This window comes from Gracilimonas tropica DSM 19535 (assembly GCF_000375425.1).
In the GTDB taxonomy this organism is placed as follows: domain Bacteria; phylum Bacteroidota; class Rhodothermia; order Balneolales; family Balneolaceae; genus Gracilimonas; species Gracilimonas tropica.
Genome location: NZ_AQXG01000001.1, coordinates 97,515 through 122,181 on the forward strand (window position 1 = coordinate 97,515; position 24,667 = coordinate 122,181).

Genomic DNA, 24,667 nt, shown 5'->3' on the forward strand with positions numbered 1-24,667 from the left:
CAATAATCATTAATCAAAATCATGGGAAGGACCTCTAAAATAAGCTTCGTTTTTTTAATTCTGTTGGCTTTAGCAGGATTCATATTCAGTTACAGTCAGGGTTGGTTCGATCCGCTTTCGAAGTATCGGGTCGAAGGAGAGCAGTACAGTGGAGGAGAGGCTACTGTTTTTAATGAATCCGTGAATGCGTTTGGCGAGGCAGCTCCTAATCTGACCGGAAACAAAGACCTCTTCTTTGTAAGTGGAAATGCTTTCTTTAAACGGAACTGGGTGAGTGCTCCGGCATCGACTGCCGATCTTGATGGATTGGGTCCGCTATTCAACGCCCGATCATGCTCAAGCTGCCATTTGTTGGATGGGCGAGGCAAGCCTCCTCAAAGTATTGATGAAGAACCGGTTGACCTTTTATTTAGGTTGAGCCGACCTTCACAAGATGGAAACGGAACCCGGAAGGATGAAAATTATGGCGGACAGTTCAATCATTTGTCAGTATTGGGGGTTCCGCCGGAGGGAAATGTAACGGTGCGGTACGAAGAGATTCCTGGTGAGTATCCCGATGGTACAACCTATTCACTTCGAAATCCAACCTATGAATTTGACAGCCTTGCATATGGCGCGTTTTCTAAAGATATGATGATCTCTCCTCGCATTGCACAGCATTTGGTGGGATTGGGATTGCTGGAAGGAATTTCGGAAGAGCGCTTGAAAGAATTGGCCGATCCCGAAGATAAAAACGGAGATGGGATTTCAGGGCGGATCAATTATGTATATGATCACATCAATGAGAAAATGTCGGTAGGAAGGTTTGGATGGAAGGCCAATGAGCCCTCGGTCCGTCAGCAAACGGCGGTGGCACTTCGGGAAGATATCGGCATCACTTCAGCGGCATTTCCAGAGGAACTATGTGCAGAAAATCAGACCGATTGTAAGCGTTCCCCAAGCGGAGGCGAGCCTGAATTATCGCAAGATATTCTCGATAGATTGGCTCTGTACACCGAAACGTTAGCGGTGCCGGCACGCAGAGACTGGGAGGATGTACAAGTCCTGAAAGGCAAGAAAGCCTTTATCGAAATTGGATGTGCGTCCTGTCATGTTCCTAAACATAAAACGGGCGAGCATCCTGAACATCCTGAATTCTCAAGCCAAACCATTTACCCCTACACGGATCTGTTGCTGCACGATATGGGGCCCGGTTTAGCGGATGGACGTCCTGATGGTGAGGCCACCGGAACCGAATGGCGCACTCCGCCTTTATGGGGAATTGGGCTGATTCAAACCGTAAGCGGACATACTTTCTTTTTGCATGATGGCCGTGCCCGCAACCTGGAAGAAGCTATTTTATGGCACGGAGGGGAGGCTGAAACCGCCAGGAATAAATTCAAGCAGTTATCCAAAAACGAACGCGAAAACCTGATCACCTTTTTAAATTCATTATGAGAAAACTTTCCATTACGCTTATTTCTTTGTTGCTGTTCTTTGTTACAGCTTGTTCATCTACAGATTTTGACCGCAAAGCGATGCTGCAGAATGCAGCGAATAACCTCATCATTCCGGCATATATGGACTTCAATCAAAAAACAGATTCACTATTGAATTCTGTCCAAAGGTTGAATGAAAATCCTAATTCTAAAACTTTAGCTACGGCTCAAAATGCATGGAAAGAAACAATCCTTAGCTGGAAACGAGCAGAATTGTACAATTTTGGTCCGGTAGAAGAAAAAGCTCTGGCAGGTTCCATTGACCGCTGGCCGACGAGTGAAGGCGGCATTGAAAGCGCAATTCAAGAATATGATAATTCGGAAAATTACCTGGTTAGAATCGGAAGTAACCGAAAGGGGCTTCCGGCTATAGAATATCTGCTTTTTCATGGAAATGAAGACCTGATCATTCAGGAATTTCAGAATGAAAACCGCAAACGGTATCTGGAATTGTTGTCAAAATCTTTGGTCAATAATAGTGAACTGATCCTGGATGAATGGGAAGGCGGTTATCAACAAAAATTCATCGAAGCGACAGGAAACCGTCCTAATTCCGGACTAACCCTGATGGCCAATGAGATCGGATTTTTACTGGAGATGGTCCGTATGGACAAACTCGAAGTTCCCTTCGGTAAACAAACCGGCGGCGTTTTGAGGTTGCAGATGCTGGAATCGGAATATGCCCATATTTCCAAAGAGTTGATCTATGAAAACCTGAAAAGCGCACAGAATACTTTTAACGGAGGGGAAGGAAAAGGCTTTGATGATTATCTGGATGCCCTCGGCATTAAAGGAGCCAATGGTAGTTTGTTGTCTGAGTCTATTAATGCTGAATATGATAATGCCTCTTCGCTCATAGAAGGGATGGATGGTAGTTTGGAAGAAGCCATGCAGAACAACAAACAATCAGTTGAGCAACTGATTGAAAGTGTACAGCAGCTCTACATCTACAACGAGGTTGATATGATCTCACAACTCAGCCTGCTGGATACTTTCAGTGATAATGATGGGGATTAAGGAAGAAACTTTTCTGTAAATATCATCGGTTTCACATCCTGCGAACCGGTGCAGCATATTTTAGAAACCAAGGTCTGCCTGTTTGATCACATAGATTTGGTGGGCAAGCCAGTCGTAATTATTATGAATGAACAGCTTCCCGGCATGATAAGTCAGGTTGAGTTCGCTAAGATCTTCAAAACCTGTAATCTTCTGATCCGTAATTTTGGTAACCTTTATTTCATCATTTAAGCTGCTTTTTGGAGAATGGTCAATACGAAAGACACTGTACCCGACCGGGATCTCCTGATGAATGTTGCCATAGGAGATTAACAAATGGTCATCTTCAATGAGCTGTATGCTGTTAATATTTGAAGGAGTTCGAACTCCTACATTGTCCCCGAATCGTTTTTTGGTTGAAGTGACGTATTCAACTTCAAAATCAGCTTCAATTTTCTTTCGTTTTACGAACTCACCATTTACGAAAAAATAGAAATAGGGCAATCCGTTGATTGTAAGTACCGAGAGTCGCTCATTGATCATGATCAATTCCGGCTGCAATTTTAGGAAATTGACTTTTTCTACCACATCGAAATCTTCAAAAGCCAATTGCTCTAAGGTCATGGTGAACTCATAAACCACCTCTGTGTTGGCAGTGTCTATCATTTGTATAAATGGAATGGATTCATCCGGTTTTGCAGAACTCATCAAAGGATGACCTGAAGAAACAAACAAATAATTATCCTTTATGAACATGGTCGGGTTCTTCTGATTCGTTAATCCCGGTGATAGCACTTCTATAAATTTTTCAAAGATCAGCTCTCCGCTAAAATTATATCCAATCATTCTCTTGTCCGGCCCAATCAAAAAAACTCTGTCATTATTGCTTTCAAGAAATGCGGCATATTGAGTTTGGATTTCTCCCGGTCCGCGACCTTTGGGAACCAGTTTGATTTCAGGCTTAAAGGTAGTTGAGTTAAGAACATGAACCAGATGATCCCCGGACTGTGTAAAAATTACTGGCCGACCGTCATTCGTAAATTCAAGCTGAGTGATCTCGTCGAAGACCTGATTCTCAACTGGATGATCCTGAGCTTTTGTTGTTACAGAACATAGAAAAAGGGAAAGAAGCAGAGAAATTACTTGTTTCATAGTACCCGAAAAATTGTATTGCTATTCGCCAAATATAAAAGAAGAAAAATTCAATAATTCCACTCAACTATTGTTCTCGTTCCAAATCGCCGATTTGGGATCCATCGCGGAAACCACTGGTTTAACTTACTTCAACTCCACTATTGTAACCCCGGCACCACCACGTTCAATGGGAGCCGTTTCCACACTTTTTACATCGTTGCGCGTGTTTAGGTACGACTGAATCTGGCTGCGCAAAATTCCATCGCCTTTACCGTGGATGATCTCCACCTGATTCATATTTCGAAATACGGCGCGGTCGATGTATTGGGTGACTTCATGCAGGGCATCCTGCGTTCTCATTCCTCGTACTTCAATGGAGGGTTTTACCATCGCATTTTTCAGATCACTGTCGCCTACAATAATAGATGAGCGTGCTTTCTGTTTCTTCTTCTTAGGCTTCTTTTCAACTTTCACCAGGTTTTTGTATTTGGTCTTGAGTCGCAATCCGCCCGCCTGCACTACGGCATTTTTACCATTGATCTCCACCAATTCCCCGGTGGTATTTCCATCTTTGAACCGAACGTGATCGCTAACTTTTGGGGGATCGTCGGTTGTTTGCTCGCGCTCTTCCTTTTTCTCCTCAATTTCCTGAAGCGAACGGTCGATCTCTTTTTTCTCCTCTTCCACATCCTTACGGATTTCCTTGATCTCCGCCTTATCCGCTTTGTTCTGCTCCACGATCTGTTGCACGGCTCGCTCTACGCGCTGATTAGCCGAATCCATGATCGCCTTTGCTTCCTTCAGTGCCTTCTCGCGAATCTTCTCCTTGTCCTTTTCAATAGCCTGGATCTTATTTTCAAATTTTTTCCGCTCCGATTCTGCCTTGGCTTGAAGCGAGGTATATTTTTCCTTGAGATCAGCAGCCTGTTGAGTTTTAGTTTCCAGCTCGGTGATCAGCGATTCCATTTTATTTTTGGCTTTCCCGAGAATCACTTTCGCTCTTTTAAGCACGCTTTCATCCAATTGCATTCTTTGGGCAATCTCAAAAGCGTAACTGCTGCCGGGAATTCCTTTCTTGAATTTATAAGTCGGAGAGAGAGTCGCCTGATCAAATTCCATTGAGCCATTAACGGCCATTGGATGCTCATGTGCAAATACCTTGAGAGACCCGTGGTGCGTAGTCACGATCACTTTGCAATCCTGCTCCAGCATTCGTTTAATAAATGACTGAAACAGCGCACCCCCTTCCTCGGGATCGGTTCCGGCCGCGGCTTCATCAATTAAAACCAAACAGCCGGCTTCAAATTGTTTCACCGTTTCCCGCATCCACTGCAATCTGGAGGAGAAAGTACTTAAATCATCTTCGATAGATTGATCATCGCCCATATCTACAAACAAGCCGGAAAAAACCGGAAGCTCAGAAGTAGTATCGGCCGGAACGCCAAAACCGGATTGCATCATCAGAGAAAGCAATCCAACCGTTTTCATGGCCACCGACTTACCCCCGGCATTGGGACCGGTGACCATCAAACAGCGCTCGTCTTCTTCCATTTTCAGAAAGAGGGGAATGATCTTCTCCCGATCCTCTTCTTTACGGATACTCAAATTTTTGAGTCGCAAAATGGGATTGTAGGCTTCCTTGACGCTCAGGTAATTCTTTTCAGCAATGATCGGAATTTCTCCTTCCAGCTTTTGGGTAAGCTTCGCTTTAGCGGCGATCACATCAATTTCAGCGAGATAAAGCGTGTTTTGATCGATATATTCCCGGTTTTGACGAACATGCCTGGTGAGTTCTCTTAGAATACGTTCAATTTCCCGCTGTTCTTCGGCTTCAAACTGGCGGATCTCATTATTCATATTCAGCGCTTCCACCGGCTCGATATACACCGTTTGTCCACTGGAAGAAACATCGTGCACAAACCCCTGTACCTTGCGTTTGAATTCTGCCTGAATGGGAATCACCATGCGCCCATTACGAATGGTTGGTCCTTCATCGGAGGTCATTCCATCTTTAGAAGCCTTACTCATGGCCCGGTTGATGGTGCCTCGAAGATCACTTTTTCGCTTATTCAGCTTTCGACGAATGGATTGTAATTCCGGACTGGCATCATCCCGCAATTCGCCGTGCTCGGTTACTTTCTCACGAACATGCTTTTCCAACTCCTTCATGGGAATCAAGCCTTCCGAAACTTTAGTGAGCTGGGGATATTCATCAGATCGGTGTTTTAAAAACTTCTTCACATTTCGGGAGATCGCACAGATCTTCAAAATATCCACAAAAGCGGGCAGGGGAATGAGGCTGCCTTCGGCTTTAGATGCCGATAGATAATCCCTGACCTCCGGAAATTCATATAGTGGGAATGGGTCAGGGTTTGCGAGAATTTCCAGCATTTCTGCTGTTTGCCGGGTCAGCAATTCTACTCTTTTGCGATCAGAAGAAGGCTGGAGCGTTTCGAGCAATTCTTCGGAGCGAACCGACTGAGTAAGCTCGAGCGCAGCCCTGCGAATTTGTTCGTAACCAAGTTTATCTAAAAGGGATTTGGGGTAGATCTTCATCTAAAAGTTTTGGGTGAAATTGCTGACCCCTAAAGATAAAGGTAGGATGACTCGTTCCCAAGTAGGGAGAACGTTCAAATTAGAGATCACAAGTGTCAATTTTCCGGTTTAGCTCAAAAGAAGCTTTCTATGATACGATCTCAAAAAAGAGTTTAGGAACGAATATTAAATGTACTCTTGGTTAAGGGTTGGAAACTTTTGTGGTGCGGGTAAAATATTTTTGAGAATATATCTCTATCTCTCTAGCCGGGCTTTTAATTGTATTAATTTTGGCTTTTGCTCTATGACGTCCGAAAGTTTTCCTTCATAAGTTTTTATATCAGAAAGCCGTGGAAAAGTGAGCCTTTTTTTGATGAAGGAATTTGAAATCGTCAATGGAATATAATTCAATAAAAGAATTATAAGCTGCCCAATGTCTGTGTTGACGGGAGTAAATCCAAAATATTTAGCAGTGCGTTCATTCAGAATATAAGAGGTTCCACGCAAGGTTATATCTTCATTTGCATCGTGCTCATATTGGGAAATAAAATTGAGTAAACCTTTTACATAGCCCAGAAAAACCATTCGTGTTCTTGTTTTGGCATCCATGTTCTTTTCCATGATAAACACATAATCGAAAAGGGTGCCACCGTGAATTGTGATTTTGTTATCCCGGGGTTTTTCCGTTATGAAGAGGGGGGAATGATAGATAAAACTTCCACTTTTTTTGCCCATTGGCAGGTCAATGAAAGGTGCTGCAATAAGGATTAAAACCGGGATCATACCGGCCAGCAGATATAATCCGGAAAGGTAACTGATATACAGGATCAAAGCGGACATCAGCACCAGCACAGCCCCAACTTTCATAAGAAATAAACGCTGCTCCTTCTCGGTTTTTTGATAAAATCGATGTTGCATGGAGCAAAGTTTTAAAAGATTACCATAGACAGAGACTCTCTCTGAGTGTAATCAATGATGTGTTATTTCTTTTGGGCTCGTTCCTGACGCTCTGCGTCGGAATTAAATAATTGGCTAATATCTAACTGTTACTTCTCTTTATCTGCTTTAAGATCTTCAAGTGCCAAACCCTGCATCAAAGCCTCATAATTGGAAATATCTTTTGGCAGGATTACCTGGTTCTCGTCACGGCCTAATCCGGATAAGGTTTCCAGATATTTTTCTGAAAGTTGCAGACGCATGGCTTCGGTCCCTTTCGGTTGAGAAAGTGCGCCGGCCACTTCTTCGATAGATTTAGCGGTGGCTTCAGCAATAGCAAGGATCTCTTCAGCATATCCCTCAGCTTCGTTGATTCGTCGTTGCATCTCCGCTTCTGAAATGTTGATGATCTCAGCTTTCATTCCTTCCGCATCATTCACTTTTGAACCTTTTACCCCTTCCGACTTTGCGATGATGGCACGGCGATCGCGTTCAGCCGTCATTTGTCGTTCCATCGCTTTTTGAACCGTTCGCGGCGTTACGATATTCTTGATTTCGTACCGGTGTACTTTAATACCCCAAACCTGCTCTACTTCGCTGAGCACCTTCACCACTTCACGGCTCATGGCTGCTCGTTCTTCAAAAGTTTCATCCAGATCCATGTTTCCAAGAACCGAGCGCGTCGTAGTTTGGGCCAGTTGCACGGCAGCATACCGGTAATTGGTGATGCCATAACTTGCGTTCACAGGATCGACTACACTCAGATAGATCACGCCGTCTACTTCTACTTTTACGTTGTCTTTGGTGAAGCATTCCTGGGGTTCAACTTCGATGGTTTCTTCCCGAAGATCCTGCTTATACACAACCTTGTCGATGAAAGGAATGAGGGCATGAAATCCCGGCCCAAGTGTTTTGTGATAATTTCCAAGGCGTTCCACAATATATGCAAACTGATTAGGTACCAGCCGAAGCGAACGGATGAACTGATACATCACATAAATTGAAAAGAGGCCTAATAAGATCTTACTGATAGTTTCCATGATTTCCATAATTCGTTCTCCCGGTTATTTGGTCTGATTTTTAGAAGTGGCATCTTTGGTGTGTTCGCTTATCTGACTCACGCCTTCAAAAAAGGTTTTTAAATTCGCAGTTTCTGTTGGTAAAACCGATACATTCGATTTCTTGATGATATTGCCAAATTGCTTGATATACTGTTCTACCAGCTTCGTTTTAACTGCAAGATCGCCACCGGGTTTTTCGATGGCTTCGGCCACTCTGCGAATACCTTTGGCCGTTGCATTTGCTATTAATTCGATCTCTTTAGCCCGGCCTTTGGCTTCATTGATGCGCTTCTGACGATTGGCTTCGGAAACCAAAACCTGACTTCGCTGTTCTCCTTCTGATTCAAAAATTCGCGCTTGTCGGTGTCCCTCAGAAGTTGTGATCTCTGCCCGCTTTTCACGCTCGGCCTCCATTTGCCGTTCCATGGTATCTACGATCTCGCCGGAGGGGTTGATATTCTTGATCTCATAGCGCATCACCTTAATACCCCAGGGATCGGCGGCTTTGTCGATCTCCCGAACAATGTTTTCATTCATCTTATCCCGTTCTGAAAACGTGTCATCTAGCGTCATTTTACCGATCTCGGAGCGCATGGTTGTTTGAGCAAGATTCACCGCTGCCGCCTGATAATTTGAAATGCCATAACTGGCTTTGTAAGAATCCATCACCTTGAGGTACACGAGTCCGTCTACGGCCACTTCAATATTATCTTTGGTGATACAAGTTTGACTGGGAACGTCGATAACCTGCTCGCGCATTTCCTGATCATAAGCCGGGCGATCCACAAAAGGGATCAAAAAATGGAAACCGGGCTTGAGGGTTTTCTTGTATTTACCCAGCCGTTCTTGAATAATTTCTTCCCGAAATTCCACGATTTGAAAAAGGCGTGTCAGCACGAAATACGATAAAACGATGACGATAAGTATGGTAGTCCAGAGCATAATGGTATTGTATTAGTTTGATTCTTTAAGTTGATTCCCGGTTTGGGGAGCGTCGAGTTCATCCACCGGTTCTACGATCCAGGTGGTGTTGTCGCGATATTTGATGCGAACCTGCGTCCCGGCCGGAATTTCACCCTCCAGCGAACGAGCCTGCCATGAAATTCCCTGAAAGCGAATTCGTCCATCGTTGGTCAGGTCGTTGATCGGCTCGGTAACTTCCACGATTTTATCCATGGCTTCATAATCTTCATCGGCCAGCTTAGTGTACGATTCCCCTTTAAAATATTTGTTAATTAAAGGACGGATGGCAATAGTGAGTGCCGTTGAAGATAGCAGCCAAACCAATGTTGCAGTAAATGGATCTTCCAGAAAACCAAAATAACGAAGAATGCCCACACCAATACCGCTAAGTCCCAACAGAAAGGCAACTCCTCCGGGTAAAACAGCTTCAAGAACCATCAACAAAATACCGCCGATCAAAAAGATCCACGTAAGAATTTCACCATCCATAATAAATAAGATAGGTTTAAATTTATGTTCGATATAGATAGGAAAATGAACGCAAAAAATCTTGGTTTGTAGCGAATTTATTTTTCCGGGCATAAGTTTTCTGCAATGAAAACGTATATTTGGTCATAATGAGTGAATCAACAAAAGAGAAGAAATCCATAAAGTCGCTTTGGCTAACGCTGAAGCAGATTTTTGCATTAAGCAAACCTTATCGAACTCGGTTTTACGTAGCCACAGTGGCAACTTTGGTGGCATCGGGAATCTGGCTTACGGTTCCATTGGGACTTCGGGAGTTACTGGATGCCGTGTTTGAAGCAGGAAATAATCAGTTGCTGAACTGGCTGGCTATCGGTTTGTTTGCATTGTTTGTGTTACAGGCCGGTTTCTCCTTTTTTGGGAATTATCACCTCGAATGGGTGGGAGAGCGGGTCATAACCGATCTTCGTAAAAAAGTATATGAGCACCTGCATCGACTGGGGTTCAAGTTCTTTGCAGAGCGCCGATTAGGGGAAATTACCTCCCGCCTCACCAACGATGTCGGCTCTATCCGAACCGCTCTAACCGATTCGCTCCCTCAACTTCTCACCATCACTTTTTCGCTCATTGGCTCCGTTTCACTAATGGTTGTGCTAAACTGGCGTTTAAGTTTAGTCATATTTGTAACCGTTCCTTTCGTGACGTTAGCGACCCGATATTTTGGCCAAAAGATCCGTCATCTTTCCAAAGACATTCAGGATGAACTGGCGAATTCCACAGCCGTAGCTGAAGATGCGCTGGGAGCCGTGCGTTTGGTGAAAGCTTTTGTGCGAGAAGATTATGAGGTCGAACGATATCAAACGGCCGTTGAGAAATTGTTTGTTACGGCACGGCGAAAAGTAGTTTTGACTCAGCTCTTTTGGTCGGGAGTGGGCATTATGTTTATGAGTACGCTGGTCATCATTTTTTGGTATGGTGGAAAAGAGGTTTTAGCTGAACGGCTGACAGCCGGTGACTTGGTGGCATTCATCATCTATGCACTGAATATTTCGAGATCCATCAGCCAAACTTCACGATTATATACCGCGGTAAACACGGCAGCAGGAGCTTCAGAGCGGATCTTTGAACTGCTGGAAGAAACCCCTGAGATCGAGAATAATCCAAACGCAGAAGTTTTATCAACGGTGGAAGGTGAAGTTGAGGTCAAGAACCTTTGGTTCAGTTACGAAGGTAAAAGTGATGTGCTAAAAGGAATTTCGTTCAATGTTGAAGCCGGTAAAACGGTGGCTTTGGTAGGCCCAAGCGGTGCCGGAAAAACGACATTGTTGAATTTGATCCCCCGGTTTTACGACCCGCAAAAAGGGGCTATTTATGTAGATGGCAAGAATATCCAGGATGTGACTTTTAAGTCATTGCGTGAACATATTTCTATTGTACCGCAGGAGGTGCATTTGTTTGGGACTACCATTCGTGAGAATATCACCTACGGAAAACTGGATGCCACTGAGGATGAAATCATTCAGGCCGCCAAAGATGCAAATGCTCACGAATTTATTCTGCAAACCGAACATGGATATGATTCAATGATCGGGGAAAAAGGCGTAAAATTGAGCGGAGGTCAGCGTCAACGGCTGGCCATTGCGCGTGCCATCCTAAAAAATCCGGCTATTTTGTTGTTAGATGAAGCTACTTCTTCATTAGATTCTGAATCGGAGGCCCAGGTGCAGGAAGCATTGGGAAGATTAATGAAAGACCGAACTACTTTTGTGATCGCGCATCGGCTTTCCACGGTTCAGCATGCAGATCAAATCTTGGTGATGGATAACGGGGAGATCGTGGAGAGAGGAACCCATTTGGAGCTTATTGAACAGACCGGGTTGTACTCACATTTGTATGAATTGCAGTTCAGAGATCTGGATCAGACCGAAAGGATGATTTAGTTATCCGCGTTGTAGGCCATAATGATATCCGTGTAGCTCATATTATCAAGTAAACCATTGTCGCGCAGTTGATCGAGATAGCTAACCGGGACATCTGAACTACTGAGGGCAATGATGGCAGAGTAGGAAAAATCATCGAGGTAGCCATTGGAATTCAGTTCATTTAAATAGCTGATGCTTACGTCCCCATTATAAAGGCCAATAATGGCTGAATAAGAAAATTCATCCAAAAAACCCGCGCTTCCAAGTTGGTCGAGATAATCGGTAGTGACTCCGCCATTGTATAATCCAATGATGGCTGAGTAAGAGAATTCATCCAGGTAACCGGCATTATTAAGTTGGTCGAGATAGTCGATTGTAACATCTCCATTATATAAGCCGATGATGGCGGAATATGAGAAATCGACCAAATATCCGGCTTCATCCATTTGCAAAAGGTAGTCGATGGGGACACCGCTTTGATACATTGCAATGTTACCGGAGTTGGAATAAGCATCAGCCAGTCCTGCTTCTTCCAGTGCTCTTAAATAGTCAACAAAACCGGACTCGGCTCCGGGTGCCGGCGGAGCGGGTACATCAGGAATATCCACTTCAGGGATATCAGGCACTACAAATTCAAAGGAAGGAGCGGTAGCAGCTGTTTCTTCTCCGCCAAAAACGGAATTCCAGGCCTGGGAAACACTCCAGTCATTTACCCATAAAAAAGCGGCTGCAAACACCATAAAGATGAGCACCGCATTTTTGAATTGTGAGTTGTCTTGTTCTTCAGTTAAAGAAGGCTGGAGTGCTGCATTATTCTGAGGCTGACTTTTCTGCCGGATGTATTCATCCAGATCGAAGTTTGGATCGTAGTCGACATTGCCTTCAATTTCCGCTTCAAATGAATAATTAGAATAGCTGTTTTTTTGTCCCATGATATTTTTACCTGATTATAAAGCCAAGACGAAAAAACCAGGCAAATAGTTTCAGATTGTAAAAATAATTTTGGTTCTTCTTTTATTTGCTGTGCCTATGAATTAGGTTCAAGCTTTTTAACTATAAGATTCTATGAAGATATTTCGAACATCTATCATAATCCTTTGTATAGGATTTTTAATTTCTTCCTGTTCTAATAATAAAAGCCCTCGAACAGCATTTTTCGATCAAGAGATTGATTATGAAAATGTGAAAGTGAAGTTTTCGAAAACATATCCTGATATTTATCAACCAAGAAAAATGAGGGTGGTTGACGATCTTTTATTGATCAATGATTTTCAAAATGCCCCTTCAATTCATGCTTTTAAAATTAAAAACAACGTTGGATTGGAATATTTAAAAGGTTTTGGAGAAGAAGGACGAGGCCCTGGGGAATTTCAGTTGCCCGATGATTTTATTGGTACTGATTCACTTATTTATGTGTTTGATGGAGCACAAATGAAACTCGTCGCTTTCACAAAAAACCTTGAGTTGGCTACCAATAAAGATATTCAAATGCGGATTCAAGGAAGGCCGATAACCATGAATTCATTATCTGAAGGAAGGTTTGCGGCAGGAGGACTTTTCTTTAAGGATCGTTTCCAGGTATTTAATACTGATGGAGAACTCGTAGGACAACACGGTGAGCAGATCAATTTTAATGAAGAGTTTACAGGGCACAACCTTGCGACTTCTTGGTACTCTTTTTCGGTGACAGATCCCCAAGGTGAACATGTTTATTTGTTTGCCTTCAATGCGGACTACATTGAGAAATATTCAGCAGATGGAAAGCTTATCAAACGGGTACAAGGGGAAGAATTTCCCGTCCCAAAAATGAAATTAGAGGTTGCAGAAGGAGGACGTACCTGGCCCGTAGATAATGGAGGAAAAGCATCTTATTTGTGGGTGGATGCTGATGATGACTTTATTTATGCGCTTTACATTGGCAAACCTCGCGATAAAGTTGAACAGCAAAAAACGAACAAGGTACAAGTCTTTGATTGGGATTTGAATTTAGTGGGTGCTTATCGATTAGATCATGAACCCTATATCATTGCTGCCGATGGGAAGGGTGGGGTTTACAGTTTCTTGAGCAAAGATAAAGGAACTCAGATCAATTACACGAAATTGAAAGATTCTATAAGTGATTAATATTTAGATACAATTCTGAAATATTATCTTATTAGTATTATAATTGGGTATGAGACTTTTACTAATCATATTTGCGGTATTTCTACACATCAATGTTGCTGTTTATGGTCAGACGGATCCCATACAAGACTTTTTCTTTGATAATATAGGAGCAATTTTCTTTACGGAAAATGGCTCAGCAGTAATTGCACAAGATGGGGAAAATTATAAGGCGTTGGTATTAAATACTGAACGATCTCAGCAAAGAGGGAAACTTATACGAAGTGGGAAAGGGCCTGGGGAAATTGAACGATTGTATGGGTATAGTTTTGATAAGACCAAAGATGAAGCTTGTTTTATGGGTTTCCATTTGCGACTCATCTGTACTGATCTCGAGGGTAAAGTATCTGTAGATGACCAAATCCCGTGGTTTGAGTTTTCCGGGGTTAGTACCCCCTTTAAATTTTTTGTTGACGATTCGGAGATTCTCATGCCATTACAGGTGTTATTATCAGTTGAAGATCCACAAGAAGAAATAAATATTGGGGCTATTTCATCGATCCAAAATTTGGAAGAAGTTCAGTATTTAGCAATAACGCTAAAAAATCTGAGGCTGGATTATCTTGAATCTCTGTCTCTGGCTAATAATATCTTCATCAAAACAAGAATCCTTCGCCTTTCAGATGAATACATTATTGTTGGGATTCCAGGACTTCCTTATTTCTATGTCTTTAAGAATGGGGCTTATCAAAGCAGAATACCTATTGAAACCGAATACGAAGTAAGCATTGAAGTATCTATGAAGCCAGAATTTCCAAGCCCGGGCGTGTTGATACCGGCAAATATCAATAATTTACAGAAGTTAAATGGGAATCATTTTTTAGTAGCACGTGGAAATATTCATCAAGAAATTCCGTTCGGAATTGATGTCTATCATTTTGAGGAAGTTAAAGGGGAACTGAAAATTGAGCGGAAGCAGCAGATTGAACTTAAAGATCTCCCAGAAGATATAAGTGAACCAAATGTGACATATCAGGATGGGAAGGCATTTATCATAACTAACTATATTTATTTCGGCTATGAAGTAGTAGTCAGAGATCTAGAACTGGAAAATATGTTGAACAATTAGATCAACCCACGTGCCTTCATCTCCAAGTACTTATTAATCGCATTCACGGATAATTCTTTGGGTGGTGTGAGAATAGTTTGAATGCCCCGTTGATTTAGTGCCTTCACTATTTGTTTCTTTTCAAAAGCAAATTTCTCGGCAATGGTTTTGGTGTAAATATCGCCGGTTGTTTTTGCTTCTTCTTTGAGCAGTGAATTCATTTCCGTGTTCTCAAAAAAGATGGTGACCAGCAGATGATCTTTAGCAATTCGTTGTAAATAGGGAAGCTGCCGCTCCATCGACGAGAAAGTTTCAAAATTGGTATAAAGCAGTACCAGGCTTCGTTGGTTGACGTGCTTTTTCAGTGAAATGACCAACCGCTCATAATCCGATTCCAGAAAATTGGTATCCAAGTTATACAATGCTTCCTGAATCCGCTGGATATGCGTTCGTTTCTTTTCCGGTTTTACGATAACAGAATCTTTGTTAGAGAAGGTAATCAACCCGGCTTTATCTTCTTTAATAAGGGAAATATTCGAAATCACCAGGCTGGTGTTGATGGCGTAATCGAGCAGGTGCAGTCCATCAAACGGCATTTTCATCACGCGCCCCATGTCGATGGCGTTGATCACATTTTGCGATCGCTCATCCTGATATTGATTCACCATCAGGTCATTGGTCCGGGCTGTTGCTTTCCAATTGATGGAGCGGACATCATCGCCCCGCACGTATTCCTTGATCTGATCAAATTCCATCGTATGTCCCACTCTGCGGATCTTCTTCACCCCAATATCGGTGAGTCGATTGGAAATGGCATACATCTCAAACTTGCGCATCTGAATAAAAGACGGATACACCGGAATGGTTTCCTGAGCCTGTAGTGATAGTTTTCGGCGAACCAATCCCAATCGGCTTTGGGTAAAAAGATTGATGTTCCCGAAATCGTATTCACCGCGTTGGGTGGGACGTAATTCATAGCCAAAGATCTTTTCTTCGCCCGCAGCGAATTCTCCCCAAAATCCAAAATCCCGAAGCTGAAACTGATGCGGAATTTCATCGATAATCTCGGCCTTGATGGAAAACAAATACCGGTTTTTCAGGTTGAGCTGAATGCTGTTTTCATCACCATTGGAAAGTCGTTTTGGGATGATCCGATTCCCGGAAAATGGCTCGCTCTTTGAAAAAAGTAGCAGCAAGTCGATCACAAATATCACCGCAAAAGCCAAAAGCATTAATTCTGCAAATGGTCCGACAATCGGTACGAAATATCCCACTAAAAATGCCAAGGCAATCCCGGCCAACCCCTGGAAAAACAGGTTGCTGAGATGTATTTGCTTTAGGATTTTTATGGGATTCATAGATTTTTTGTCGATTCAGAGAAGTCTTCCCTTAAGGGAAGTACGGCTTTAGCCGGGATGGGTGTTGGTGCCAAATCTTCGTGGCATTTACTACAAACACCCTCCGACCGACCTCACATTCGTTCAGTCCGGCACCTCCTTTAAGGGAGGATTAATTTCGATGCATTTATAGTTTTTTGATTGATAATTCTCACCTCGGTACTTCCACTTTTTCCAATATCATCTGTATTACCTGATCTGGTTTCATACCTTCCATTTCACGTTCGGGGGTTAAGGTGATTCGGTGCCGTAAAACGGGATTTATGACTTCTTTCACATCTTCGGGAGTGATGAAATCCCGCCCTTTCATGGCGGCTCTTGCCTGGGATGCTCTCATCACAAAAACAGACGCTCTCGGCGAAGCACCGATGGAAACCGAACTGCTGTTTCGGGTGCTTTGGATGATCTCTGCAATGTATTTCATCAACTCGGGTTCAACGTGAATTCCCGATACAACGTCCTGTTGATCCTGAATGTCTTTAGCTGAAACTACCTTAGCCAGATCACTTATATTAAGCTTATTCTTTCGTTTATAGCTTCCGGCAATGATCTCTATTTCCTCATCCAAAGAAGGGTAAGGGACATCAATCCGAAACAGAAAACGGTCGAGCTGAGCTTCCGGGAGCCGATACGTACCTTCGTGTTCAATTGGGTTTTGTGTAGCTACCACCATGAACGGGGCATCCATAGGGTAGGTTTTACCATCCACGGTGACCTGCCGTTCTTCCATCACCTCGAACAGCGCAGCCTGTGTTTTGGCGGGTGAACGATTGATCTCATCAATGAGAACGATGTTGGAGAAAACCGGTCCCTGTTTGAAATCGAAATTGGTGGTTTTTGGATTGAAAACCGAAGTTCCGGTAACGTCGGCCGGCATCAAATCGGGAGTAAACTGAATGCGCGAAAAATCCGAATCAATGGTTTGGGCAAGTAATTTGGTGGTGAGCGTTTTGGCCGTTCCAGGCACGCCTTCTATTAAAACGTGACCATTGGCAAGAAGTGCAGCGATCAGTAAATCCACCATTTCGTGCTGGCCTACGATCACTTTTCCGATCTCGCCACGAATGGCATCTACAAGTTTTTCGACTCCGGAAAGATCGGTACGATTTTCAAAAGGTTGCTGATTTTCTTCAGTGCTCATCGTTCACTTTGGTTATAAAATTGATCGATACGATCAGTTAATATTTTCAGTTCTTTAGCGGTGATTTTATCTTTGCTTGAAGTCAACTCAATAATATCGAACAAAGCTTCAATTTCGGTTTTATCGATGCCGGAGCGTTGTGAAATATCCTGCCTTAACTGTTCATTTTGTTCTTCTGTATCAAGGCTTAAATGACTTCGAATGTAATCAAAAAAGAAACGGATTTTTTTGTCGGCTATGAGTTTGTGATCGCCTTTCTCCCGGTAGAGGTCTCCAATGGTTTTAGCAAACTCAATACTTGAATTCTTAGGGGGAGTGATTTCAGGGATGACCCGCTGCTTGCGTTTGGCCCTAAAGATCATAAACAGGATCACTCCCGTAACAGTTAAGATCCAGACCCAACGCAGATGCTTTTCAGAAACCACATATCGCATCATATTTCCACCACGGCGATTCACATCCTTGTAATATTCATCCCAAATCACCGGCTGATCGGGGAGATAAGAAAAAGCTTTGGCGGCATACTCAGCTCCCAATTCATCCCGGACAAAATAATTCGTAAAAAGAGTGGGGTTGGAATGCAGAAAAATTGCTCCTTCCCCAAAAGGGATTTTCAAAAAAGTAGTATGGCCGTCCTCATTATACCCAAGCTCAACGGGATTCAGCGTGGTATCAATATTGGAGAAATAGGTTTGGGTGGTGCTTTGCCGGTATGGATATCCATTCTCTGATCTGAGAGCTGGGTTGGTAAAATTGATATGAGTGGTATCCTCAGTGAGAATAGATCCGCCTCCCAATAATGGATTATTGAAAGTGGTGCCAATATCGAGCGTGTCTTTGAATACATTTTGATAGGTTCTTGCAGCAATAAAAATATTTGTCCCTTGCCGTACCTGTGAAAATAAGATCTCTGTTTCAAATTCGTCGAGACCGAAGCTTTTGTTGATGAAGATCCAGTTCTTTTGGGGATTCAGGGTGTCGGCATAATCAAAAATGGGAGCCCGGTTTTCGGTGATATCCTGATTTGGAAAAAGGGAAGGCAGATATTCGTGGAGTAAAAATTCGCCATAAGGAATTTTGCTATCTGCAGAAAAGCTTTCGGTCCAGTCCAGCGGCTTGGGCTTGAAGATCTGAACGATCAGGAAAATCCCAACTACAAATGCGAGGATATAATAATATGTGCGTTCTTTGTTGAGCACGCTCAGTTTTTAACCTCCAGATTTTGATAGATCTCCCAAAACTTATTGAATCCAACCTCATCAATCCGAAAATCTCCATATTCCACATATTCGTAAAAAAAGGTGAGTCGGGTGAAGGTTGATTTTGCCGGGTGACCTGATAGCTCCCTCAAATAATCGCTGTTGGTTTTATCGGCCTTCCAGAGAATGAGGTCGGCCTGTGAAAGTTCGCGTAATGCTTTCAGGTATAAAATCCGAACGGCATCTTTGAAGTTATTCGAATCAACCGCTTTACGGAGCAATTCATCGTAGTTTTTTTGATGGAGAACTTCCTCGGAGATATTGAGCGAAAAATCATCGGCTGTTTTCTTCCCGGTAAAAGAGGTTGTTAATTTACCGCCAAGTATTTGATTGATGATGGCAATCAAAACCGCAGCAAATATGCCGATGAAGGCAATCCGGATAAAAACGGAAGCCCATTTACTTTGAAAGATGCTGCCAAGCAATTGGAATAGCCAGGCACGTATTCGGCTCCAAAGGGAAGCGGGATTTTTTGGAGGTTCGTTATACTCAAATTCCCTTTCGGAAGTAAGTGAGCGAAAAGCATCCTCATCCACAGTGCGGACAGATATTTCGCTGGAGTCAGAGGGTAATGCATGGGACTTATCCTGCCCTGAAGCGAGCAAGGGAATCATTCCAAGAAAAAGTAAAATAACCGTTCGAATCACCCCAATTCCTCAATCTGCTGTCGGAGTCCGGTACCTTCTTTGCGTTCCACCAGGTTGAAATAATGCAGGCACATGGCTATGAGCATGAGCACCGAAAACAAAGAAGCTATGACAATCACTAAGCCATAAAAGACTCCCATGGCAGACATCATCGATGACTCTGCATCAGCTCCCATTATGCCCATAAAACTGATAACGATGGACAAAGGTATAATGAGGATATAGGACATAAAGGTGGAGATGATGTTCATTACCAAATAAACACCGAAAGTAAACCACCAGTGTCCTTGCGTTAGGTTCCAGGATCGACTGATGGCATCAATGGGGTTGAGGTCTTCAAGAATCGATGTGGCCGGTGCCAGGAACAATTTCACTCCAATATAGATCGCAGGGATCAGAAACAGGAAGGCTGAAAAGAAGATCGCGATGATGATGATGATATAGATCAGGAACAGTTTGAAGAAGTTAGCCCCAAATCGGTCTGTGATCTGGGAGAGCTGCACTTCAGCATGATCTCTGGCTACCTGAACGTGGGTTAAACTGGCCGTCAAAAGTGCTCCGGATGAGAAAGCCAGCAACAACATCCCAAACAGAAAATTGGCGGTGAATAGAGTGCCGGGATCGGCATTTGGGTTCTCCATGACGGCCGTGAAAAAACCGGAATAGGCATCTCCGACTAAAATACCCGATACCAGGTAAAATGGCAGAACCAGCAATAACAGCGCTTTCCCAAGGCTTTTCCAATAGATACGAATGTATTGAAAAGAATCAGTTAAAATTCCACCGAGGTCACGATATTTTTGAAGTACGAAGTCGTTCATTTTTATTTTTTAAGGTGATTGGCAACCAGACGAAATAATACAGAATGAAAGCGAAAGAACCGAAGATTATGCACAAACTCAACCAAAGCGGCATTTGGGTATAGCGGGTTACGAAAGACTCGAGCAGTCCAGCGGTTATAAAAATAGGAACTAAGCCAATGATCATTTTCAGGCCCTCCTTACCGGCTTTGATGAAAGAGCGACGGCGTGTGTACGTTCCCGGAAATAAGATTCCGTTTCCTATTACAAATCCTGCGGCTCCGGCAATAACAATGGCAGAAAGCTCAAGTGCACCGTGAATGAAGATCACGCGCAGGGCTTCGCCGATCAATCCATATTCAGCGAAGAAATGCAGAAAAGCACCCACCATTACTCCATTTTGAAGCAAGATTACGCCGGTACCGATGGAAGTTAAAAGTCCGCTTGTAAAAGCAAAAAAAGATACCTTGACATTATTGATCGTGATCGCAAAAAACATTTCCAGCTCTTCGGCTTTTTTGTAAACAGCAAGGGGATCGCCTTTTTCAATATTGCTGATGGTCATGTTGACGTAAGCATCGCCCATGATCAATCGTACAAAAGAGGGGTCGTTTACGGACGATAGAACTCCAATGCTAATAGCGAGCATAAAAACGATGAGGCTGTACAGCAATTCCTTCTGTTTGGAGCCAAATAATTCGGGTAATTCCTGTGTCCAAAAGGTGATGAGCCGACGACGATCTTCTTTTCGGGATTTATAAATTTCAGTATGAACGGCCACCGAAAGCTGATTCAGATATTCTTTGGTTTTACTCCCCGGATAGTTCGCTTGTGCATAGGCAAGATCGGCACTCAATTCGATGTAGAGGTCCGCCAGTTTATCGGGATCGTCAGAAGAGGAATCGTTAAGCAATTGCTCGATCTCCTTCCACTTATCGGCATTTTTTCGTAAAAAAGCGACTTCCCTCATTGGTGTGAACCGGTTTTTATTTTAAGTCGGATGCGCATAACTTCATGCTCGTTCGTTGACGGCTCAAGATAGTAAATACAATCCATTCAGCCTGAACCGATTTCCTATAAATCTAAAGTGATCAATCGTCAATCATAAATCTCAAGATGGTCGGAATAGAAACCACCCAACATGTGAAAATTAGTTATGAGCCGGCTGGTGTGGGCGAGCGTATCCTGGCTTTTTTCCTGGATGCCTTTTTTATGGGGGTGTATTATTTTGTAGTGATATGGATTTGGGGATATGCAACGGACCTTGGGAATTCATCTACTCAAGATATGGCGAGTTCCATCTGGGTCTTGTTTGTAGTGCTGGTGCTCCCTTTGATGCTTTATCATTTGGTTTCTGAAGTGGTCTCTAATGGATACAGTTTGGGGAAAAAGATTGTAGGAATCCGGGTAGTGAAGATAGATGGAACCCGGGCTACTTTAAGTGGATACTTGGTAAGGTGGCTATTTCGGTTGGTTGAGATTACGATGACGAGTGGAGTGTTGGCTTTTGTAGCTATCATCATGAATGGAAAAGGGCAGCGCATTGGAGATATTTTGGGTAAGACCTGCGTGATCAAAGAACGCAAGAAAGTGAAGCTGGATAACACGCTGTTTGCTCAGGTATCGGATGCCTACGAACCAAGATTTCAACAGGTAGCTGAACTGACCGATAAGGATATAAGGATTATCAAAGAAGTGTTGGATTCCCGCAGTCACTACGAATACGATAATTGGTTCCTGATGCTCCAAAGAACCCGCAAAAAAATCGAAGATCGTCTCGGAATTTCAGATCACGGAATGAAAGGGGAGGAGTTTTTGGAGACGGTAATCAAGGACTACAATGCCATTCATGGGAAATGAACCGCGGGTTTAATATCGAATATTGAACAGGAGAACATTCAATTTTGAAGTGATTGAAAAACTGTTTTTTTAGTTGGAAGGAGGAGCTTCCGAAATTACGTTCTTAAAAACAAGAGTTTGTGGAACGAGTTGAAATCTGAAAGCTGAAGCCTGAAAACTGATAGTTTAAAATTTTCTGATCAACCCTTTCACCAGTTTCGCAAAAACTTCCTTTTTTTGATCTGCAGCTTCCTTCACCTCAGCATGATCTAATTTCTCTCCGGTTACGCCGGCAGCGGCATTTGTTATGAGCGACACAGCAGCTGTTTTAACGCCTAATTTTGCGGCTTCGATGAGCTCGGGAGCAGTGCTCATTCCCACGGCATCGCCGCCCATTTTGCGGAATGCTTTGATCTCAGCTTTGCTTTCGTAATTGGGACCTTTCACGTAAAGATAGGTTCCCATTTGGGTTTCAATTCCCAGATCGCGGGCAATGGCTTTTACTTCTTGCGCATATTGCTCAAAGCTGGAATTCCAGGTGTTCCTGGCCGGCTCGGAAACCATGGTGTACTGCTTGATGATGCTGTCAATGATCATTAAATCCCCAACATGATAGCGGAGGTTGATTCCACCGGCTGCATTTGAGATGATCAGTTTCTCTACCTCAAAAGCTTTAGCGAGCTGGACAGGAAGCACGGTTTTCGAGAAAGCATGTCCTTCGTAGTGATGAAATCGGCCGGAGAAAGCGAGGACAGTTTTACCTCCAACTTCACCAAAAATGAGGGAGCCGGAATGTCCTTCTACTGTAGATTGCGGGAAGGAGGGGATATCGCTGTAGGGAATGGAGTCAGAGTTTTTGATCTCTTCTCCAAATCCGCCCAATCCTGAACCCAGAATGACAGCGGCATCGAGCTGAGACGGAAATCCGTGCTCGGTTAGAAAATTTTTGATGGTTAAAATATACTCAGGCAGGGACATAAGATTCTACATTTTCAGTGCTGTAGCCGGTTTTTTCATCGTAGCCGGTCAGCTTAAACATTGGGTGTTTATCTTCGTGATAGGTTAAAATAGTGTATCCTTCTTCGAACGCAAGCTTTGCAAGATCTTCGCGCTGCTGCTGACTCACTTTCGGCTCAAAATCATATTTTGCGGCATATTTTCGATTGATGGCACCTTTGGTTCCGATCACATCGCCGGCTTGCATGTATTTTTGCTCACCATCATCAAATAGCAGTACTTGGTGGAATTCTGTATGCCCTCCAATTTTGCGTACCGACATATCCGGATAGGGCTGATCTTCATCCTTCAAAAAATGAAGGTTAGCACGAGCATCAATAAATGAAATAAAGGCCGTTTTTTCTTCATCGTAATATTCATCTTTAGCGATCACTTTTTCCCATCCCTTTTTGGATACCCAAAGATTAGCTTCCGGAAAAGTAAGCTCCCAATAACCATTCTCCCGATGTGCCAAACCACCAATATGATCGTAATGCAAATGACTTAGAAAAATATCGGTGATATCAAATTCAGTAAGGCCGTGTTCTTTTAGGTTTTTCCGGATTACATCCGGTCCGGTATCTTCACCAAATTCTCCAATCCCGCAATCGAATAAATAATTGCGTTCATCGGTACGGATCAAAAATGGATTCAGGGATAATTTGAGTGCGCCTTTTTCAGGCGGATCATTCCTATCAATCCGAACGAATTTCTTATCTAATCCGACGGAGAAAGTGCCTTCATAAAGCACAGCAGCATAAGTTTTCATAATCTAAGAAATGGTTTATCAACTATAATAATTCTGAAGGCTGAAGACTGAGAGCTGATTGCTTATTTACTATTCTTCTGTTCAAACTTCTCATAGGCATTGATGATATCACGCACCAATTTGTGGCGCACAACATCTTCTTCTCCCAAATACACAAAGTCGATTCCCTCTACGTCCTGTAATATTTTTTGGATGGAAATCAGTCCCGATTGTTGTCGGTGGGGAAGATCTGTTTGAGTGATATCACCAGTAATGATAGCACGGCTGTTGAACCCAATTCGGGTCAGGAACATCTTCATTTGGGTGTTAGTGGCATTCTGTGCCTCATCCAGGATTACGAAAGCGTTGTTAAGAGTACGTCCCCGCATGTAAGCCAATGGTGCTATTTCGATCACATTTTTAGCGAGATAAAGTTCCAAACGATCGCGGTCTATCATGTCCTCAAGTGCATCATAAAGTGGACGAAGGTATGGATCGATCTTTTCTTTGAGATCGCCGGGCAGAAATCCCAGATTCTCACCGGCTTCAACGGCAGGGCGAGCTAAAATAATTTTCCGAACTTTCCGGTCTTTGAGTGCCTGAACCGCGAGTGCTACAGAAGTGTAGGTTTTCCCCGTTCCTGCCGGACCGATAGCAAATACAATGTCCTGTTTTGCTGTTGATTGCACAATGCGTTTTTGGCCCGGAGTTTTGGCGGAAATAGCTTCGCCATTGTGCGTATGAATGATGGTATCACCCGGTTCATTTAGATCTCTTATTTGAGGCTTCCGAGCGGTGCTCTCTCCACTTTTTAGGGCGATGAGCGTCTTGATGTCATTTTCCTCAACAGCATCTTTCCGATCCAGGATATCCAGCATACCTTTTATAACTTCAAGCGCAGTGTCAACTTCCTCTTCAGGACCGGTAATTTTGATACGATCGCCACGGGCATTGAATTTTGTTTCCGGGAAAGCTTTGTCCAGAGCGCTGATGTGTTTGTCGTGCATGCCAAACAACGCAACGGGGTCAACACCTTGCAACTGAATTACTTGTTCGATAAGGGTATTCTCGTCTTCTATGGGAATAAACGTTTAAATGAAAATTTACGCCCAAAAGATAAGAATTTAGCAGAAGAAATG

22 protein-coding genes are annotated in these 24,667 nt (G+C 43.2%); 6 read left to right on the top strand and 16 right to left on the bottom strand.

Going from position 1 to position 24,667, the window contains the following annotated elements; all coding sequences use genetic code 11:
* Positions 1-21: 21 nt before the first annotated feature.
* Entirely contained in the window at positions 22-1,437 is a 1,416-nt protein-coding gene (locus B151_RS0100505) for a di-heme oxidoreductase family protein (RefSeq protein WP_020401622.1), read from the top strand.
* Positions 1,434-2,495 (top strand): imelysin family protein, encoded by a 1,062-nt coding sequence (locus B151_RS0100510; protein ID WP_020401623.1) that lies wholly within the window; start codon positions 1,434-1,436, stop codon positions 2,493-2,495. Before B151_RS0100505 ends, B151_RS0100510 begins: the two co-directional genes overlap by 4 nt.
* Positions 2,496-2,555: 60 nt before the next feature.
* Here B151_RS0100510 and B151_RS0100515 read toward each other — a convergent pair whose 3' ends face one another.
* The 6 genes from B151_RS0100515 to B151_RS0100540 all read right to left on the bottom strand — a co-directional run bounded on the left by B151_RS0100515 (position 2,556) and on the right by B151_RS0100540 (position 9,592).
* A complete protein-coding gene (locus tag B151_RS0100515) occupies positions 2,556-3,626 on the bottom strand; it encodes a hypothetical protein (protein ID WP_020401624.1) in 1,071 nt (356 codons plus the stop codon).
* A gap of 126 nt (positions 3,627-3,752) precedes the next feature.
* Positions 3,753-6,164, bottom strand: coding sequence for an endonuclease MutS2 (locus tag B151_RS0100520; protein WP_020401625.1), 2,412 nt, complete (start codon positions 6,162-6,164; stop codon positions 3,753-3,755).
* 234 nt (positions 6,165-6,398) lie between these two features.
* Positions 6,399-7,061: a hypothetical protein gene (locus tag B151_RS0100525; RefSeq protein ID WP_020401626.1), complete on the bottom strand. Its 663-nt coding sequence runs from the start codon at positions 7,059-7,061 to the stop codon at positions 6,399-6,401.
* 128 nt (positions 7,062-7,189) lie between these two features.
* Positions 7,190-8,128, bottom strand: coding sequence for an SPFH domain-containing protein (locus B151_RS0100530; protein ID WP_020401627.1), 939 nt, complete (start codon positions 8,126-8,128; stop codon positions 7,190-7,192).
* Positions 8,129-8,143: 15 nt separating this feature from the next.
* Complete coding sequence (locus tag B151_RS0100535; RefSeq protein WP_020401628.1) at positions 8,144-9,082, bottom strand: SPFH domain-containing protein; 939 nt, start codon at positions 9,080-9,082, stop codon at positions 8,144-8,146.
* 12 nt (positions 9,083-9,094) lie between these two features.
* A complete protein-coding gene (locus B151_RS0100540; protein ID WP_026166392.1) occupies positions 9,095-9,592 on the bottom strand; it encodes an NfeD family protein in 498 nt (165 codons plus the stop codon).
* Positions 9,593-9,720: 128 nt separating this feature from the next.
* Here B151_RS0100540 and B151_RS0100545 point away from each other — a divergent pair, with 128 nt between their 5' ends.
* Complete coding sequence (locus B151_RS0100545) at positions 9,721-11,508, top strand: ABC transporter ATP-binding protein (RefSeq protein WP_020401630.1); 1,788 nt, start codon at positions 9,721-9,723, stop codon at positions 11,506-11,508.
* Here the strand turns inward: B151_RS0100545 and B151_RS0100550 are convergent.
* A complete protein-coding gene (locus B151_RS0100550) occupies positions 11,505-12,422 on the bottom strand; it encodes a hypothetical protein (protein ID WP_020401631.1) in 918 nt (305 codons plus the stop codon). The genes B151_RS0100545 and B151_RS0100550 overlap by 4 nt on opposite strands.
* Positions 12,423-12,678: 256 nt before the next feature.
* On the opposite strand from B151_RS0100550, the gene B151_RS0100555 reads away from it, so the two are divergent.
* Positions 12,679-13,614: a BF3164 family lipoprotein gene (locus tag B151_RS0100555; RefSeq protein ID WP_169332169.1), complete on the top strand. Its 936-nt coding sequence runs from the start codon at positions 12,679-12,681 to the stop codon at positions 13,612-13,614.
* Positions 13,615-13,663: 49 nt separating this feature from the next.
* Positions 13,664-14,722, top strand: coding sequence for a hypothetical protein (locus B151_RS0100560; protein ID WP_020401633.1), 1,059 nt, complete (start codon positions 13,664-13,666; stop codon positions 14,720-14,722).
* On the opposite strand, the gene B151_RS0100565 is transcribed toward B151_RS0100560, so the two are convergent.
* The 6 genes from B151_RS0100565 to B151_RS0100590 form a co-directional block, all read right to left on the bottom strand.
* Positions 14,719-16,059: a DUF58 domain-containing protein gene (locus B151_RS0100565; protein WP_020401634.1), complete on the bottom strand. Its 1,341-nt coding sequence runs from the start codon at positions 16,057-16,059 to the stop codon at positions 14,719-14,721. The genes B151_RS0100560 and B151_RS0100565 overlap by 4 nt on opposite strands.
* Before the next feature lie 190 nt (positions 16,060-16,249).
* The gene (locus B151_RS0100570) at positions 16,250-17,239 is read right to left on the bottom strand and encodes an AAA family ATPase (RefSeq protein ID WP_020401635.1); all 990 of its coding nucleotides are present in this window, start codon (positions 17,237-17,239) and stop codon (positions 16,250-16,252) included.
* Positions 17,236-18,438, bottom strand: coding sequence for a DUF4350 domain-containing protein (locus B151_RS0100575; RefSeq protein WP_020401636.1), 1,203 nt, complete (start codon positions 18,436-18,438; stop codon positions 17,236-17,238). Before B151_RS0100575 ends, B151_RS0100570 begins: the two co-directional genes overlap by 4 nt.
* Before the next feature lie 2 nt (positions 18,439-18,440).
* Positions 18,441-19,112 (bottom strand): DUF4129 domain-containing protein, encoded by a 672-nt coding sequence (locus B151_RS0100580; protein ID WP_211207802.1) that lies wholly within the window; start codon positions 19,110-19,112, stop codon positions 18,441-18,443.
* A 29-nt stretch (positions 19,113-19,141) separates the two neighbouring features.
* Positions 19,142-19,966 carry a hypothetical protein gene (locus B151_RS0100585; protein WP_020401638.1) on the bottom strand — a complete coding sequence of 275 codons (825 nt, stop codon included), beginning with the start codon at positions 19,964-19,966 and terminating at the stop codon, positions 19,142-19,144.
* Positions 19,935-20,915 carry a stage II sporulation protein M gene (locus tag B151_RS0100590; RefSeq protein WP_020401639.1) on the bottom strand — a complete coding sequence of 327 codons (981 nt, stop codon included), beginning with the start codon at positions 20,913-20,915 and terminating at the stop codon, positions 19,935-19,937. Before B151_RS0100590 ends, B151_RS0100585 begins: the two co-directional genes overlap by 32 nt.
* Positions 20,916-21,061: 146 nt before the next feature.
* On the opposite strand from B151_RS0100590, the gene B151_RS0100595 reads away from it, so the two are divergent.
* Positions 21,062-21,805, top strand: a complete 744-nt coding sequence (locus B151_RS0100595; protein ID WP_020401640.1) for an RDD family protein — start codon at positions 21,062-21,064, stop codon at positions 21,803-21,805.
* Between the two features lie 165 nt (positions 21,806-21,970).
* Here B151_RS0100595 and B151_RS0100600 read toward each other — a convergent pair whose 3' ends face one another.
* From B151_RS0100600 to B151_RS0100610, 3 genes are all read right to left on the bottom strand, one after another.
* Positions 21,971-22,762 (bottom strand): purine-nucleoside phosphorylase, encoded by a 792-nt coding sequence (locus B151_RS0100600; RefSeq protein ID WP_020401641.1) that lies wholly within the window; start codon positions 22,760-22,762, stop codon positions 21,971-21,973.
* Positions 22,749-23,549: an MBL fold metallo-hydrolase gene (locus B151_RS0100605; RefSeq protein ID WP_020401642.1), complete on the bottom strand. Its 801-nt coding sequence runs from the start codon at positions 23,547-23,549 to the stop codon at positions 22,749-22,751. Before B151_RS0100605 ends, B151_RS0100600 begins: the two co-directional genes overlap by 14 nt.
* Positions 23,550-23,611: 62 nt before the next feature.
* Positions 23,612-24,568 (bottom strand): PhoH family protein, encoded by a 957-nt coding sequence (locus tag B151_RS0100610; protein WP_020401643.1) that lies wholly within the window; start codon positions 24,566-24,568, stop codon positions 23,612-23,614.
* Positions 24,569-24,667 lie beyond the last annotated feature (99 nt).